This is a genomic window from Agrobacterium sp. DSM 25558 (genome assembly GCF_900100825.1).
Taxonomy (GTDB): Bacteria; Pseudomonadota; Alphaproteobacteria; order Rhizobiales; family Rhizobiaceae; genus Agrobacterium.
The window spans coordinates 1-15523 of the sequence record NZ_FMUD01000023.1 but is presented as its reverse complement, the minus strand read 5'-3'; the positions used below and the strand labels follow the sequence as shown (position 1 = coordinate 15523).

The 15523-nt window shown below is 56.9% G+C and carries 16 protein-coding genes; 11 read left to right on the top strand and 5 right to left on the bottom strand.

Annotated features, from left to right (window positions below; all coding sequences use genetic code 11):
• Window positions 1-16: 16 nt before the first annotated feature.
• The 3 genes from DSM25558_RS18360 to DSM25558_RS18350 form a co-directional block, all read right to left on the bottom strand.
• The gene (locus DSM25558_RS18360; protein ID WP_077106137.1) at window positions 17-2053 is read right to left on the bottom strand and encodes a GAF domain-containing protein; all 2037 of its coding nucleotides are present in this window, start codon (window positions 2051-2053) and stop codon (window positions 17-19) included.
• Between the two features lie 219 nt (window positions 2054-2272).
• Window positions 2273-3769, bottom strand: coding sequence for a methyl-accepting chemotaxis protein (locus DSM25558_RS18355; RefSeq protein ID WP_077106136.1), 1497 nt, complete (start codon window positions 3767-3769; stop codon window positions 2273-2275).
• A 173-nt stretch (window positions 3770-3942) separates the two neighbouring features.
• A complete protein-coding gene (locus DSM25558_RS18350; protein ID WP_045231782.1) occupies window positions 3943-4515 on the bottom strand; it encodes a LabA-like NYN domain-containing protein in 573 nt (190 codons plus the stop codon).
• Window positions 4516-4797: 282 nt separating this feature from the next.
• On the opposite strand from DSM25558_RS18350, the gene rpoZ reads away from it, so the two are divergent.
• The 11 genes from rpoZ (at window position 4798) to recO (ending at window position 13703) form a co-directional block, all read left to right on the top strand.
• Window positions 4798-5190, top strand: coding sequence for a DNA-directed RNA polymerase subunit omega (gene rpoZ / locus DSM25558_RS18345; RefSeq protein WP_077106135.1), 393 nt, complete (start codon window positions 4798-4800; stop codon window positions 5188-5190).
• A gap of 138 nt (window positions 5191-5328) precedes the next feature.
• Entirely contained in the window at window positions 5329-7563 is a 2235-nt protein-coding gene (locus tag DSM25558_RS18340) for a RelA/SpoT family protein (RefSeq protein ID WP_077106134.1), read from the top strand.
• A 187-nt stretch (window positions 7564-7750) separates the two neighbouring features.
• Window positions 7751-7897, top strand: coding sequence for a DUF3563 domain-containing protein (locus DSM25558_RS18335; RefSeq protein WP_077106133.1), 147 nt, complete (start codon window positions 7751-7753; stop codon window positions 7895-7897).
• 144 nt (window positions 7898-8041) lie between these two features.
• On the top strand, window positions 8042-8620 hold the full coding sequence (locus DSM25558_RS18330) for a DUF2062 domain-containing protein (protein ID WP_077106132.1): 579 nt from the start codon (window positions 8042-8044) through the stop codon (window positions 8618-8620).
• Entirely contained in the window at window positions 8617-9021 is a 405-nt protein-coding gene (gene acpS / locus DSM25558_RS18325; RefSeq protein WP_077106131.1) for a holo-ACP synthase, read from the top strand. Before DSM25558_RS18330 ends, acpS begins: the two co-directional genes overlap by 4 nt.
• A gap of 121 nt (window positions 9022-9142) precedes the next feature.
• Window positions 9143-9889, top strand: a complete 747-nt coding sequence (gene lepB, locus DSM25558_RS18320; RefSeq protein WP_077106130.1) for a signal peptidase I — start codon at window positions 9143-9145, stop codon at window positions 9887-9889.
• Entirely contained in the window at window positions 9886-10605 is a 720-nt protein-coding gene (gene rnc, locus DSM25558_RS18315) for a ribonuclease III (RefSeq protein ID WP_077106129.1), read from the top strand. Before lepB ends, rnc begins: the two co-directional genes overlap by 4 nt.
• An 11-nt stretch (window positions 10606-10616) precedes the next feature.
• Window positions 10617-11564, top strand: coding sequence for a GTPase Era (era, locus tag DSM25558_RS18310; RefSeq protein ID WP_077106128.1), 948 nt, complete (start codon window positions 10617-10619; stop codon window positions 11562-11564).
• A gap of 77 nt (window positions 11565-11641) precedes the next feature.
• The gene (locus DSM25558_RS18305; protein ID WP_077106127.1) at window positions 11642-12394 is read left to right on the top strand and encodes a Crp/Fnr family transcriptional regulator; all 753 of its coding nucleotides are present in this window, start codon (window positions 11642-11644) and stop codon (window positions 12392-12394) included.
• 147 nt (window positions 12395-12541) lie between these two features.
• A complete protein-coding gene (locus DSM25558_RS18300; protein ID WP_077106126.1) occupies window positions 12542-12895 on the top strand; it encodes a response regulator in 354 nt (117 codons plus the stop codon).
• 70 nt (window positions 12896-12965) lie between these two features.
• The gene (gene recO / locus DSM25558_RS18295; protein ID WP_077106125.1) at window positions 12966-13703 is read left to right on the top strand and encodes a DNA repair protein RecO; all 738 of its coding nucleotides are present in this window, start codon (window positions 12966-12968) and stop codon (window positions 13701-13703) included.
• Between the two features lie 9 nt (window positions 13704-13712).
• Here the strand turns inward: recO and DSM25558_RS18290 are convergent, their stop codons facing one another.
• Entirely contained in the window at window positions 13713-14903 is a 1191-nt protein-coding gene (locus DSM25558_RS18290) for an MFS transporter (protein ID WP_077106200.1), read from the bottom strand.
• A 364-nt stretch (window positions 14904-15267) separates the two neighbouring features.
• On the bottom strand, window positions 15268-15523 hold a 256-nt coding region (locus tag DSM25558_RS18285; protein WP_143240156.1), incomplete at its 5' end, for a transposase.

Genomic DNA, 15523 nt, shown 5'->3' with positions numbered 1-15523 from the left:
CGGAATCGCTGGGTGACTATTCACCCAGCTCCATGACGAGTGACAGCGGCGCACGGAACGTCGCGATCAAGCCGCTTTCCGTGAAGTTCTTTTCCACGTCACCGGTTCCGGCAATTCCCATGCGGATAAGGCGCGAACCGAAGCCTCTGCGTTTTGGCTCTGCGGCGGGTGGGCCACCCTTTTCTTCCCATTTCAACGTCAAAATCGGTTTTTCCGAATCGTCGGAGACATGCCAGCTGATGTCGACAACGCCGGTATCTGACGAGAGCGCACCATATTTGATGGCGTTGGTGCCAAGCTCATGCAGCAGCAGAGACAGAGACAGACCTGCTTTCGGGCCAAGCGGAACCTCCGGGCCTGACATGATAACCTTGCCGTCCCCCGCATGAAGATGCATGACCCGGCCGATGACTTCGCGCAGCCGCGCAGTCGACCATGATTGCTGAAGCAAAACGTCATGGGCAGAGCTCAGCGCCTGAAGTCGGCCGTTGAACGCCGCAACGGCATCTTTTTCGGTCACGTTTTTCAGTGTCTGCGCGGCGATGGCCTGCACGATGGACAGCGTGTTCTTGAGACGGTGGCTGAGTTCCTGATTAAGGATGCGTTGTTCGGATTCCGCGTTCAGCCTGGCGATGGCAGCGTAGGCACGGTCGGCGACGCCCCAGGCGAAATCGAGCTCCAGCTTGCTCCAGAAACGCGGTTTCGAATCATGTGCGAACAGCACACCCACCAGCGCGCCCCTATCGATGATAGGAACCTGGACGAAGGAACGCACGCCGATCGCCGCATAGGCGTCCGAATCGCTGTCGAGCCAGCTGGCGGCATTGATGTTGGGGACGGCCAGCGTATCACCGATTTCCAGGCGCTTGGTCGTCGCCTGAAAAAGGTTCAGCGGGTGATGACCGGCAATGGATGTCGCACCGGATGCGAGCCAGTTGAACTCGACAAACAAGCTATCGGTCGCGCTGTTTATCGTTGCATATCCTGAGCGGTTGACCCCGAGACCCTCGGCCAGAATTTCCGATGTGATCCGGGAAATATCCTGCACCGTCTTGCCCGCGCGCAGCCTGTCGCCGAGCGTCAGGAGGGCTGCAATGCGTGCATCCTTGCGCTTGGAATCGGTGATGTCGATGACCACGCCGATCATTTTCACCGGTTTGCCGCGTTCATCCTCAATGAACTGCGCGCGCCGCGCCACCCAGCGTACACGCTGGTCATTGCCACGTCGCACCCTGTACTCGACACTCAGGGGTGCATTGGCCGAACCACGGCTGGCGGCTTCAGATGCAGTTTTTCTGTCACCATCGACGATGAGGTTCTGAAACACGGAAGCCTGGTAATGCTGCTGCTCCGGCACGCCAAATATCCGGCAGAATTCGTCCGACACGATCATCTCGTCGGTTTCGATATCGACCTCAAAAATGCCGATGCGGCCTGCATCATGCGCAGCTTTTGACCGCTCATCCTTGACGCGCAACGCTTCCGCTTTAGCCCCGACCTTGCTCGCGCGTACCTGCCGTTTTGCAGAGAGGCGACGCTCGAGCATGAGATCGTAGGACATTGCGTGCAAGGTTCGTCGCAACTCCAACTGTGACATGACCTGACGGGCAAGCGCCTGAAGGGCGGTCTTCTGAACCTCCGTCAGCTCTTTCGCTTCATAGCCGAGCGCGCAAACGGTTCCGATCGGCAGACCATCGTCGGATTTCAAAAGGGCACCTGCATAAAAGCGAATATGCGGCTGGCCGGTAACGAGCGGATTATGGTCGAAGCGCGGGTCTTTCGTGGCGTCCGGCACGACCATGAAATCCTGCTCCAGAATAGCTCTTGCGCAGAATGAACTGTCCAGAGGCGTTTCGCGTACGCCCAAACCCACCTCGGCTTTAAAAAACTGCCTGCCATCACCAATCAGATTGACGACAGCGATAGGCGTGCCGCAAATCGTGGATGCAAGCTGGGCAATGTCGTCAAAATCCTGCTCGCGCGGCGTATCGAGAATATTGTAGCTCTCGAGTGCGGCTAACCGACGCTGTTCTTTAGAAGTAATACCTTCCATGGGCCTTTTGGGTCTGGAGCTGTCGATGCCGCATCGGCTCGAAGCAGCCGATCATTTAATTCATTTGATACAATAATTTGCACCATTACCAAAAGAAAAAAACAGTGAACGCTTCAGTTTCGCCAGTGCCGAAACCGTGTCGTCTTTGAAGTGTGGCATCGGCGCCTCGAAAGCGTCTGGCAGCCTGTCAAAACTGCTCCGACGCTTTCGGTTTTACCATCAGGCTGCGCGGTACATCGCAGGCTGATGGCGCATGGATTTCTGCACGTTGAAGCGGCTGACCAAAGCCGCAAGATTGTTGCTGACGTCACTCAGCCCATGGGTGGCCGCATTGGTTTCTTCCACCATGGCGGCATTCTGCTGCGTCAATTGGTCCATGCTGCTGATGGCCGAGTTGATTTCGCGGATGCCCACGGCCTGTTCCTGCACGGCCTGGGTGATGGCACCGATATGGTCTTGGATGTGATCGACTTTTTCACCGATCGAGTTCAGCGCTTCGCCCGTGCGGCTGACCAGTGACACGCCGGTCGTTACATCCTGGGAGGATTTGTCGATGAGAACCCGGATTTCCTTGGCGGCGTTGGCGGAACGCTGCGCCAGTTCCCGAACTTCCTGAGCGACGACAGCAAAGCCTTTGCCCGCTTCCCCCGCGCGTGCTGCTTCGACACCGGCATTGAGTGCCAGAAGGTTCGTCTGGAAGGCAATTTCATCGATGACGCTGACGATCTGGGCAATCTTTTGCGACGACTGCTCGATGGCGCTCATCGCTTCCACGGTTTCCGTCACGATATGGCGGGAATGCGCGGCCTCCTCGGCAGAGCTTTTGACGATATCCCGCGCCTGTTCCGTGCGTTGAGCGGACTGTCTGGAGATGGTGGTGATTTGCTCCAGCGATGCCGCGGTCTGTTCGAGAGATGCTGCCTGCTGCTCGGTCCGGCGCGCCATGTCATCGGTCGATGCCGTCAGTTCGCGGGTGTTGTCCGAAATCTTTTGAGATTCCTCGATGATTTCGGAAAAGGCATCGGAAAGTTTGCCGAGCGCCATGTTGAAATTGTTTTTCAAACCATCGAATTCAGCAGCGAGGTCGCCGTCGAGACGCGATGTCATGTCGCCTTGCGCCATGCGGTTCAACGCCGTATTCAGCAAGGACAGAACGTGTTCCTGTTCCTGCTTCATGCGCGCCTGTTCAAGCTCTGATTTGGCGCGCTCTTCGGCGAGGGCTTCGAGATAAACGGAAATCGAGTAGTCCATATCCAGCATAGCCGCCTTGACCGCGACGGTGATGTCCTTGGCGACCTTTTTGCCCTTTTTCTCGACCATGAACCCTTTGAGCTGGGATTCGACCACAGCCTTGATGATGCCTTCGAGGACAAGGGCGTAGCCGCCAATGTACCAGCGCGGCTCCAGACCAAGGCGCGCATGGGTGCGCCCGATGGCGGTGACGGCCGTGGTATATTCGCTGTCGAATGCCGCAGACGCGATGCGGGACCAATGTTTGACCTGCATGGTTTTGGCGTGTTGGATGTGGGCTTCGTTCGCGAAGAACTTCGCCGTATCGGGAACGGCTCTCGCTTTTTTGTAGAACGCGTCCAGCGAGCCATCGAGGGAAGCGGTTATGACGGGCTTCAACGCGGCGAGATCGCGCCTCTGCTCGGCACCAAGGCCGATGAAATCGAGCCTCTCGTTCAGATAATGTCCGCTTTTTTGTCCCGTCATTCCGTAAACCCCTGAATTCGCAAGGCGCGATCCCCACCGCGCCGAATAGGGGTCTACTGAACACTTTTATACTTAATGAACTGCTAAATTTGGTCTGCCAGAACGCCAAGACCAAAAAAAGCACGGGCACCATCAAGGTGCCCGTGCTTCCAACATTACCACGATGTAAACGTTTACTCGACGGTCTCGGTATTTTCGACAACGCGATGAGCACGCTCGCTCGGGTCACGACCGATTTCCGCCTTGAGCGACAACAGGTCGATGAAGTGATCGGCCTGACGACGCAGGTCATCGGCAATCATCGGTGGCTGAGTCGACATGGTGGAGATGACGGAAACCTTGCGGCCACGGCGCTGAAGCGCATCCACCAGAGTGGTGAAATCGCCATCGCCCGAAAACAGCACGAGGTGGTCCACCGTCTCGGACTGTTCCATGGCATCGACAGCAAGCTCGATGTCCATGTTGCCCTTGATCTTGCGGCGACCCATGGCGTCGGTGAATTCCTTGGCGGGCTTTGTCACAACCTTGTAACCATTATAGTCCAACCAATCGATCAGCGGGCGAATCGATGAGTATTCCTGATCTTCGATGAGGGCAGTGTAATAATAGGCGCGCAGCAGATAGCCACGCTTCTGGAAGGCCTTCAGAAGCTTTCGGTAGTCAATATCGAAGCCGAGGCTTTTCGAGGCGGCATAAAGATTGGCACCATCGATAAAGAGCGCAATTTTCTCGCGTGGATCGAACATGGAAACAAAATCCTCCCTAGGCGAACGGGCCGCCAATAATTTAAACAGTATCGGTTAGCGAATATAAGCGCGTCATACGGTACATTATTAAGCATTCATATAAGCGTCATGGTTCGCCAGTCCAGCCCCTTGGGAAAATTATGTGTAAAGTTTAATCGAATTGACGATTTTAGGGGGCAGGCGTGCTTGGGAAACGGGCAGGTCAGGAAAAACTTGAAATCTTTCGTCAATACCTGTATCGGGACGGGTAATCCGCGACATTAAGACCGCAAAGGACAGGCAATGGCCCGTGTCACCGTAGAAGATTGCATTGATAAAGTAGACAACCGTTTCGAACTGGTTCTTCTTGCCAGCCATCGTGCGCGCCAGATTTCGCAGGGGTCGCAGATCACGATCGATCGCGACAACGACAAGAACCCTGTCGTTGCGCTGCGCGAAATCGCCGACGAAACGCTGTCGCCCGACGACCTGAAGGAAGACCTCATCCACTCGCTGCAGAAGCATGTCGAAGTGGACGAGCCAGAGCCCGATCCAGTATCGATCGCGGCTGCCGGTTCCAGCAACGCGGAAGACGACGATGCGCCTGAGACCGTCAATTTCGACCAGATGACGGAAGAAGATCTTCTTGCCGGCATCGAAGGCCTTGTGCCGCCGGAAAAGAACGACGATTATTGATTTTATCGACGCGTGACCGGGCAGGGTACTGCCGGTTACGCTCTGTAAAGCTTTATCGTCATAATCTGGACCCAGATTATGCAGCAGTGTGCGCCGATCTAACGATTGGCGCGCTTTCTTTTTCGGGGCATCCCATACATGATGCGACAGTACGAACTCGTTGAGCGGGTTCAAAAATACAAGCCTGAAGCCAACGAGGCCTTGCTGAACAAGGCCTATGTCTATGCCATGCAGAAGCATGGTCAGCAGAAGCGCGCCAACGGCGACCCCTACATATCGCATCCGCTGGAAGTTGCGGCCATTCTCACCGAAATGCATCTCGACGAATCGACGATTGCGGTTGCCCTGCTGCATGACACGATCGAAGACACCAGCGCCACGCGCGCCGAAATCGATGAGCTTTTCGGCGAAGATATCGGTCGCCTGGTGGAAGGGCTGACAAAGCTCAAGAAGCTCGATCTCGTTACCAAGAAGGCCAAACAGGCCGAAAATCTGCGCAAGCTTTTGCTGGCGATTTCCGATGACGTGCGCGTTCTCCTGGTGAAGCTGGCCGACCGCCTTCATAATATGCGCACCATGGAGCATATGCCGGAGGACAAGCGCAGCCGGATTTCCGAAGAAACCATGGAAATCTATGCGCCGCTTGCGGGCCGCATGGGCATGCAGGACATGCGCGACGAGCTTGAAGACCTCTCGTTCCGCTATCTCAATCCGGAAGCATTCGAGACAGTCACCAAGCGTCTACAGGCGCTGGAAGAACAGAACCAGGGCCTCGTCAAGAAGATCGAAGACGAATTGCGCGAACTGCTTGTCGCCAATGGCGTCGAGGGTGCTTACGTCAAAGGGCGGCAGAAGAAGCCCCATTCGGTTTTCCGCAAGATGCAGTCGAAGTCGCTGTCTTTCGAACAGCTGTCCGATGTCTACGGTTTTCGTATTCTCGTGCCGGACCTTCCTGCCTGCTACCGTGCGCTCGGCATCGTGCACACCCGCTGGCGCGTGGTGCCGGGTCGGTTCAAGGACTATATCTCGACGCCGAAGCAGAACGACTATCGTTCCATTCACACCACCATCGTTGGCCCGTCGCGTCAGCGTATCGAGCTGCAAATCCGCACCAAGCGCATGCACGAAATTGCCGAATACGGTATTGCTGCCCATTCGCTCTACAAGGACGGTGAAATCCGCGATGGCGATGTACTGTCGCCGGAATCGAATGCCTATTCCTGGCTGCGCCACACCATCGAGGCTTTGGCGGATGGCGATAGCCCAGAGGAGTTTCTGGAGCACACCAAGCTCGAACTGTTCCAGGATCAGGTCTTCTGCTTTACGCCCAAGGGCAAGCTCATCGCGCTGCCGCGTGGCGCGACGCCGATCGATTTCGCCTACGCCGTTCACACCAATATCGGCGACACCACCGTTGGTGCCAAGATCAATGGGCGGATCATGCCGCTGGTGACGCGGTTGAACAATGGTGACGAAGTCGAGATCATCCGCTCCGGCGTGCAGGTTCCGCCTGCCGCCTGGGAAGAGGTGGTCGTCACCGGCAAAGCGCGTTCCGCCATTCGCCGAGCCACGCGCATGGCCATTCGCAAACAATATGCCGGTCTCGGCTACCGTATTCTGGAGCGCACCTTCGAGCGTGCCGGCAAGCCGTTCTCTCGCGAAGGGCTGAAGCCCGTGCTTCACCGCCTGGCGCAGAAGGATGTCGAAGACGCCATCGCGGCGGTTGGTCGTGGCGAAGTGTCGTCGCTTGACGTGCTTCGCGCCGTTTATCCGGATTATCAGGATGAGCGCGTCACCGTGAAGATGACCGGCGATGATGGCTGGTTCAACATGCGCAGCGCATCCGGCATGATTTTCAAGATACCGGGCAAATCACGCTCGGTCCTGGAAGATGACGGCGCCGCAGAAGTCATCGACGGTCCTGATCCGCTGCCTATCCGTGGTCTATCCGACAATGTCGAGGTGCATTTCGGCGCAGCTGGTGCCGTGCCGGGCGACCGCATTGTCGGTATCATGGAAAAAGGCAAGGGCATCACTATATATCCGATCCAGTCGCCAGCGCTACAGCGCTTCGATGACGAGCCGGAACGCTGGATCGATGTGCGCTGGGATCTCGATGAGGCAAACAAATCGCGGTTCATGGCGCGCGTCATGATCAATGCCCTCAACGAACCCGGTACGCTGGCGTCGGTTGCGCAATCCATCGCAACGTTGGACGTGAATATTCGTGGCCTGAACATGGTGCGCATCGGCACCGACTTTTCCGAATTGGCTCTCGACATCGAAGTGTGGGATTTGCGACAGCTCAACCAGCTTCTATCGCAGATGAAAGATCTGGACTGCGTGTCCACGGTCAAACGTGCCTTCGATTAAGGCATATTTGCTTAGAAAACGACCATCAGAGCCGCTGTTATGCATTCAGTGCATGGCAGCGGCCTTGTCCTGTCTGTAGTCAAAGGCACCAAACGGGACTATTTTCAGCTTCAGAAATCAATAGCAAGCAAGCGGCCAGCCGGTATAGACCGATAAAGTGGCCGATGTATCTGAAAAGGAAAAGAAGATGTTTGGACCACTCCGCAAGATCGCCCGTGCCGTTCGTGGCAAGACCACTCAGGAACGTGAATTCGATTACTTGAGCGATTCCGTATCGCGCATCGACCTGGAATTTCGCCAGCGCGAAGTCGACCGTGGTATGTTCCGCAAGTAATGCAAAAACGCATACCGGCCATGCCGGTATGGGATATGATTGAGCGCATATGAGACGGCGTGCGATATACGCCAAATGCGCTCTTTGAGTTTCAGCTGTGGTTTCGCCCTTGGCGTAATCGAAACGATGCAATAAGTTCCCCGTATGCCGTTTCGTCGCCGTAAACCCGTTGGACACCTTGAAAGACTGCGCGCCGTTCTGTGGCCGAGCATGGGCTTTCGCCGTTCGCTTCGTTATCTGAAGCTGAGGCTCGTGCGGCTGTCGGCATCTCCTTACTCCGTGGCGGCGGGTGTTGCGGTGGGTGTGGCAGTCGCATGGACGCCGTTTCTGGGCGTCCACATCATCATCGCCATGGCTCTCGCCTTTGTCCTGCGCGCCAACCTGGTCGCCGCAGCACTCGGCACGACCTTCGCAAATCCACTGACATTCCCGCTCATCTGGGCGGCGACATGGGAACTTGGCCATGTTATCCTTGGGCGCAACAGCGATAGCGCGTCCTCACAGGTCGATTTTGCCGCCATGTTCAACCACATGAACTTCCTGCATCTCTGGGCCCCGGTGCTGGAGCCGATGACCATAGGTGCCATCATTCCCGGCGCTCTCTCCGCCATCGTCGCCTATGTCAGCGTCTACGCCGTCATTCGCGGGTTCCGGGCGCAAAAGCATCAGATGCTGGCGCAGCAGGTGGCCGACCGTAAATCCGCTTTGGGTGTTACCGAATGATCATAGGCATGGGCAGCGACCTCATCGATATCAGACGGATCGAAACGTCCATTTCACGTTTCGGCGATCGGTTCACCCATCGCTGCTTTACCGAGCTCGAGCAGAAGAAGTCCGATGGTCGAAAGAACCGGGCGGCGTCTTACGCCAAGCGTTTCGCCGCTAAGGAGGCCTGTTCTAAGGCTTTGGGGACAGGGCTGGCGCAGGGCGTTTTCTGGAAAGACATGGGTGTCGTAAACCTGCCCAGCGGCAAGCCGACCATGCGGTTGACCAATGGCGCAGCGGAGCGTCTCGCCAAACTTTTGCCCGCCGGACATGAGGCGGTTATCCACCTTACCATCACTGATGAATTTCCTTACGCGCAGGCGTTTGTGATCATCGAGGCGCTTCCAACCGCTAAATAACGTCGAATTGCGCCGTTCTATCGGTTTTAGCCCCATTGCACATGATGGAACCGCTTCCCTTTGCCTTTGAAAGGTTCTAGAGAAGTCCGTCGAAAATGAAGAACGAGCAGGCAGGTCTTAAGTGTCCGAAAAAGCTGAAAAGAAGCAAAGCGCCCTCTGGGAAAACGTCAAGGTCATCGTGCAGGCGTTGCTGCTGGCAATGGTCATCCGCACCGTCCTTTTCCAGCCTTTCACCATCCCGTCCGGCTCCATGATGCCGACGCTGCTGGTGGGGGACTACCTGTTCGTCAACAAGTTCTCCTACGGCTATTCGAAATATTCGCTGCCGTTTTCGCCGAACCTGTTCTCCGGACGCATTCTGCAGTTCAGCGAACCGAAGCGCGGCGACGTCGTCGTCTTCCGCCTGCCGCCAAATCCCGATGTCGATTACATCAAGCGCCTTGTCGGCCTGCCGGGTGACCGCATTCAGGTGACCAACGGCGTGCTTTTCGTGAACGGTCAGCCTGTTCCCAAGCAGCCGGATGGTGCCTTCACGTCCGACTACCGCGCCGATCCCGGTTCCAACGTTCCGGTTTTCCGCGAAACATTCGATAATGGCGTCACGTTCGATACGCTGGATCAGTCCCCGGACTCGCGTGGCGACAATACGCGCGAATTCCTGGTCCCCGAAGGCCATTACTTCATGATGGGCGACAACCGCGACAACTCGCTGGATAGCCGCTTCGATGTCGGTTTCGTGCCTGCCGAAAATCTGATTGGCCGCGCCAGCGTCATCTTCTTCTCGCTTGGCAACGACACGCCATTCAGCCGCGTCTGGGATTGGCCCGCCAATATGCGTTGGGACCGCCTGTTCAAGGTTGTTAAATGAGCAAGGTCAAGTCGCTTTCGGCGGAGGAAATCGGCCGTCTGGAAGCCCTTATCGGATATGAATTCAAGGAAAAGGCCCGACTCGACCGGGCCTTGACCCATGCAAGCGCCAGTGCTGGAAAGACCGGAAATTACGAGCGTCTGGAATTTCTGGGTGACCGTGTGCTGGGCCTGTGCGTGGCCGAACTGCTGTTCACGACGTTCCGCAACGCCACCGAAGGCGAGCTTTCCGTGCGTCTGAACCAACTGGTCAGTGCCGAATCCTGCGCGGCCATTGCCGACGAGATGGGGCTGCATCTGTTCATCCGCACCGGTGCCGACGTCAAGAAACTGACCGGCAAGGCGATGTTGAACGTGCGCGCCGATGTGGTCGAAAGCCTGATTGCTGCCATTTATATCGATGGCGGTCTGGAGGCTGGACGCGCCTTCATTTTGAAATACTGGAACAAGCGCGCCACCCGCGTGGATGCCGGACGGCGTGATGCCAAGACCGAATTGCAGGAATGGGCGCATGCGAAATTCGCAACGACCCCGCATTACAGGATTGACGACCGCACCGGACCGGACCACGATCCAAGCTTCACGGTGACGGTGGAAGTACCCGGCGTTAAGCCGGAAACGGGCGTTGATCGCTCCAAGCGCGCCGCCGAGCAGGTTGCTGCGACGAAATTATTGGAACGCGAAGGCGTTTGGCAGAAATCATCTGCCGCAAATTGATTGGATACCCCATGACTGAACATGAAATCGACGCCACGCCGTCAGAAGAAACCGTTGAAACCAGACCGACTCATTCTGGCTTCGTTGCGTTGATCGGCCCGACCAATGCGGGCAAGTCGACGCTGGTCAACCATCTCGTCGGTGCCAAGGTTTCCATCGTCAGCCACAAGGTGCAGACGACGCGCGCCGTCATGCGCGGTATCGCCATCCACAACAATGCCCAGATCGTGTTCATGGACACGCCCGGTATCTTCAAGCCGCGCCGTCGTCTGGACCGCGCCATGGTCACATCCGCATGGGGTGGTGCCAAGGACGCCGACATCATCCTGCTGCTGATCGATAGCGAGCGCGGCCTGAAGGGCGACGCACAGACCATCCTCGAAGGTTTGAAGGACGTGAAGCAGACGAAAATTCTCTGCCTCAACAAGATCGATCAGGTCCAGCGCGAAGATCTGCTGAAGCTGGCGTCTGCTGCAAACGAGATCGTCAATTTCGACCGCACCTTCATGATTTCTGCCACCAATGGTTCGGGTTGCGACGATCTGATGAACTATCTGTCGGATGAACTGCCGCAGGGCCCGTGGTATTACCCGGAAGATCAGATTTCCGATCTTCCCATGCGCCAACTCGCTGCCGAAATTACCCGTGAAAAGCTGTTTCTACGTCTGCATCAGGAGCTTCCCTACGCATCCCACGTCGAAACGGAAACGTGGGAAGAGCGCAAGGACGGCTCTGTTCGCATCGAGCAGGTTATCTATGTCGAGCGCGAAAGCCAGAAGAAGATCGCTCTTGGCAAGAACGGCGATGCCATCAAGGCCATCTCGTCATCTTCGCGCAAGGAACTGTCTGCCATTCTCGAGCAGACCGTACACCTTATCCTGTTTGTGAAGGTGCGCGAGAACTGGGGTGATGACCCGGAACGTTTCCGTGAAATGGGTCTGGAGTTTCCTCGGAACTGATTATCCACGGCGGAGCCTGTTCGGTTTCCGGGTGAATGCTCTGATAACCTTATTGATTTCGTTGTTTATGGATCATCATGTCGCCCAAGAAGCCGAACGGAATGTCGACCACGCCTTGCGAACAATGTCCTTTGCGTGGTCTCAAATATTTTCGTGACTTCACGCCCCCGGAGCTGGATTTCGTCTCGCGCTTTAAAACCGGTGAGCTTTCGGTGGAGCCGGGTGCAATCGTGCTGATGGAAGGTTCCCACAGCGCGCATCTCTATACGATTCTACAAGGCTGGGGTTTTCGCTATAAAACGCTGGAAGATGGCCGCCGTCAGATCCTCAATTATCTGATGCCGGGCGATCTCGTCGGCTTGCAGGGAACGGTGATGGGGGAGATGCAGCACTCCGTCGAGGCCTTGTCTCCGATCACGCTCTGCGTCTTCGAGCGCGGGCGACTGAACAGCCTCTTCGGCGATCACCCCTCTCTTGCCTATGACATTACCTGGATTGCCGCCAGCGAAGAACGCATGCTCGACAACCACCTGCTCAGCATTGGCCGGCGCACGGCGCTGGAGCGGGCGGCCTATCTTCTGGCATTCCTGTACGACAAGGCGATCAGGGTAGGGCTTCTGGAAAAGAACGGCCCCATTCCCGTGACGCAGCAGCATGTTGCCGATACGCTTGGCCTGTCCATCGTTCACACCAACAAGACGTTGCGCAAGCTTGCGGATCGGGAATTGATTCGCTGGACGGACAAGGGCTGCATCGTCCTGGATGACACAGGTCTGGCCCAAACAGCGGGCTGGGATCCAGATTCTCGCAACGCCAGGCCATTTATTTAGAAATTTCTGATGTAATCCCGTTCCTTTTTGATATGTCTTTTTTAAATGACGCAGTCAGGCCGATCTGCGATGTGATAGGAATTGGTTCTGTGAATGTTCACGGATTTTTTTGATGCTACGGTGTCCGTAGCCAGAGAAAGATAAAATATGTTGCCTCAACGGGTTCTCATCGTGGAGGACGAGTATCTGGTTGCAATGGATGTGGAGACCTCTCTTCAGTCCATGGGCGTTGAAACCATCGATATCGCGACCACGTTGCTACAAGCCAAGGAATCCCTGCTGCGGGAGAAGCCTGATTGCGTGCTTCTCGATGTCAGCCTTTCGGATGGGACGAGCTATGAGCTTGCGCGTCATTTGAGGGAGTATTCGATCCCCTTCGGCTTCGTCAGCGGGTATGGAGATACCAGCGGTTTCCCGCCTGATTTCGCCGAGTGCCATCTTTTGGATAAGCCTTTTGGCGAGATGGAGTTGCGGGCATTCGTTACGAAGATCATGGCGTAACGAAACCGAGCGCTCTTGCACCGTAGCTGATACAGTCGGGTTTGAATCGGCACATTGAGCGAAACATTCCATGCAGTGGCAGGACGATGCAATTATTCTGGGCGTGAAGCGTCACGGCGAAACAAGCGTTATTGCCGAGCTGATGACGCGAACGCGTGGACGTTATCTCGGGCTCGTCCGCTCCGGGCGCTCACGCAGCATGCAGCCGGTGCTTCAGCCCGGCAACCGGGTGGATGTCACCTGGCGGGCGCGGCTGGACGATCACCTGGGTGAATTCCGCATAGAACCGCTGCAATTGCGTGCTGCGCAGCTCATGGAAACGGCAACTGCCGTTTACGGCGTGCAGGCCATGGCCGCATTGCTGCGCCTGTTGCCGGAGCGTGATCCACACCCCCACCTTTTCGAGGCGCTGGACGTCATTCTCGACAACCTCACGGACCCTGCCGATGCCGGCGAGCTATTCGTTCGTTTCGAGCTGGCCGTGCTTGATGATCTGGGTTTCGGGCTGGACCTGAAGGAATGTGCGGCAACCGGATTGCGCAGCGATCTCGTCTATGTGTCGCCGAAAACGGGCAGGGCGGTGTGCCGCACCGCAGGCGCGCCCTATGCCGACCGGATGCTGGCATTGCCGCCGTTTTTGAGCGCAGAACACTCCAAGGCCGCCGACAGCGAAAGTCTCGCGGCGGCCTTTCGCCTGACGGCGCATTTTCTCAACCGGCATGTTTACGAGCCACGTGGCCTCAACGAAAATTCCACCCGCGATGGTTTCGTACAGGCGGCCCTGAAGGCATTGGACAAGGCTGGCTGACCTGAAGCTTCAGGCCATTGCCGGTCTAACCACGGGGCGTTCCTCGATCGGCCAATGCACGACGGCGGCAAACAGGCCCATCACGACACCCAGCCACCATACGACATCGTAAGAGCCGAGCTTGTCATAGAGGAAGCCGCCCAGCCAAACGCCCAGGAACGAGCCGATCTGGTGCGACAGAAACACGACGCCGCCCAGCATGCCGAGATGGCGTGTTCCGAACATGATGGCGACGAGGCCATTTGTCGGCGGCACGGTGGAGAGCCAGAGAATGCCCATCACGGCTGCGAAAATGATGACCGACAGCGGTGTTTGCGGCAGCAGCAGAAACGCAGTGACGGCAATCGAGCGGCCGATATAGATATAGGCGAGGAGGTAGGGCTTGGAATAACGCTGGGCGATGAAGCCGGCGGCCAGCGAGCCTGCAATGTTGAAGAACCCGATCAAGGCCATGGCGATGACGGCATAACGTGGCTCGATGCCGATATCGCCTAGATAGGCGGGGAAATGTGCGGTGATGAAGGCAACCTGAAAGCCGCAGACGAGAAAGCCGGTGGCCAGCAGGAGGTAGCTTTTATGGCCCAGTGCTTCCTTCAAAGCCTGTGCCGCCGTCTGTTGAAACTGCGCCTTGGATTGCGTGCCAGATGACGAATTGCCCCGCAGCGGCCATGCCAGCAGCGGCACGATCAACATCATCGCCGCGAGCCACACAAGGCTGTCCGACCATCCATAAGTGGAAATCAGACCCTGGCTGATCGGCGCAAAGACGAACATGCCCGCAGAACCCGCAGCCGTGCCGATGCCGAACGCCATGGAGCGCTGCTCCGGCGTAACATGCCGGGCAAAGGCCGAGAGAATGACGCTGAACGACCCCGCTGCGATGCCGAGCCCGACAAGAACGCCGCCACCCAGATCCAGCCACAGCGGCGATGTGCCGACCGACATGCAGACAAGGCCCGCCGCATAGATCAGGCCGGACAGCACCAGCACGCGGCCCGTTCCGTATTTATCGGCCAGAGCTCCGAAAAATGGCTGGCCAAGTCCCCAAAACAGGTTCTGCAACGCCATGGCGAAACCGAAGGTGGAGCGGTCCCAACCCGTATCCGCCAACATGGGCAACTGAAAGAAACCCATGGCCGAACGCGGCCCGAAGGTCAGAACGGCAATCAGCGAGCCAGCAACAATGATCAGCCATGGCATACGGCTTGTAGATGGGGTGGCGATTTGGGACACGGGATTTCTCTCCAGACAGGAAACGAATATTACCTTTTGCCGAAGTATTTCGCCAACGACTTTTCTTGACGGGGATATAAGCGGGTTTGATGGGTGGGGTTGGGTTTGAAAAACTGAGACCAGCTATTGAGGAGCCAACGGAATTGATGGCAGTGGGTGGGGCTTACCCCCCCTCTGTCCTGCCGGACATCTCCCCCTCAGGTGGGGAGATCGACTCGTGGAAACCTCTCGCCCATCTTGGAGGCTGCGGATGGAGCGGGGAGCACGCGTCTTGCCGATCTCCCTCCTTGTGGGGGAGATGTCCGGCAGGACAGAGCGACTGTCTTGGCAGTCAAGCGTTTTGCCATGGTTTATTTTCCCGGATGATGGCGTTGAGGATGGTGAGAAGCTTGCGCATGGTGGCGACAATGGCGACGATCTTGGGCTTGCCGGATGCCACGAGGCGATCGCGGAAGGCTTTGAGGAACGGATTGTGACGGGACGCAACCAGTGCCGCCATGAACAGGACAGCCCGCACCTTCGAGCGCCCGCCACCGATAAAGCTCTTGCCTTTCCACTTGCCCGATTGCCGCGTCCATGGTGCCAGT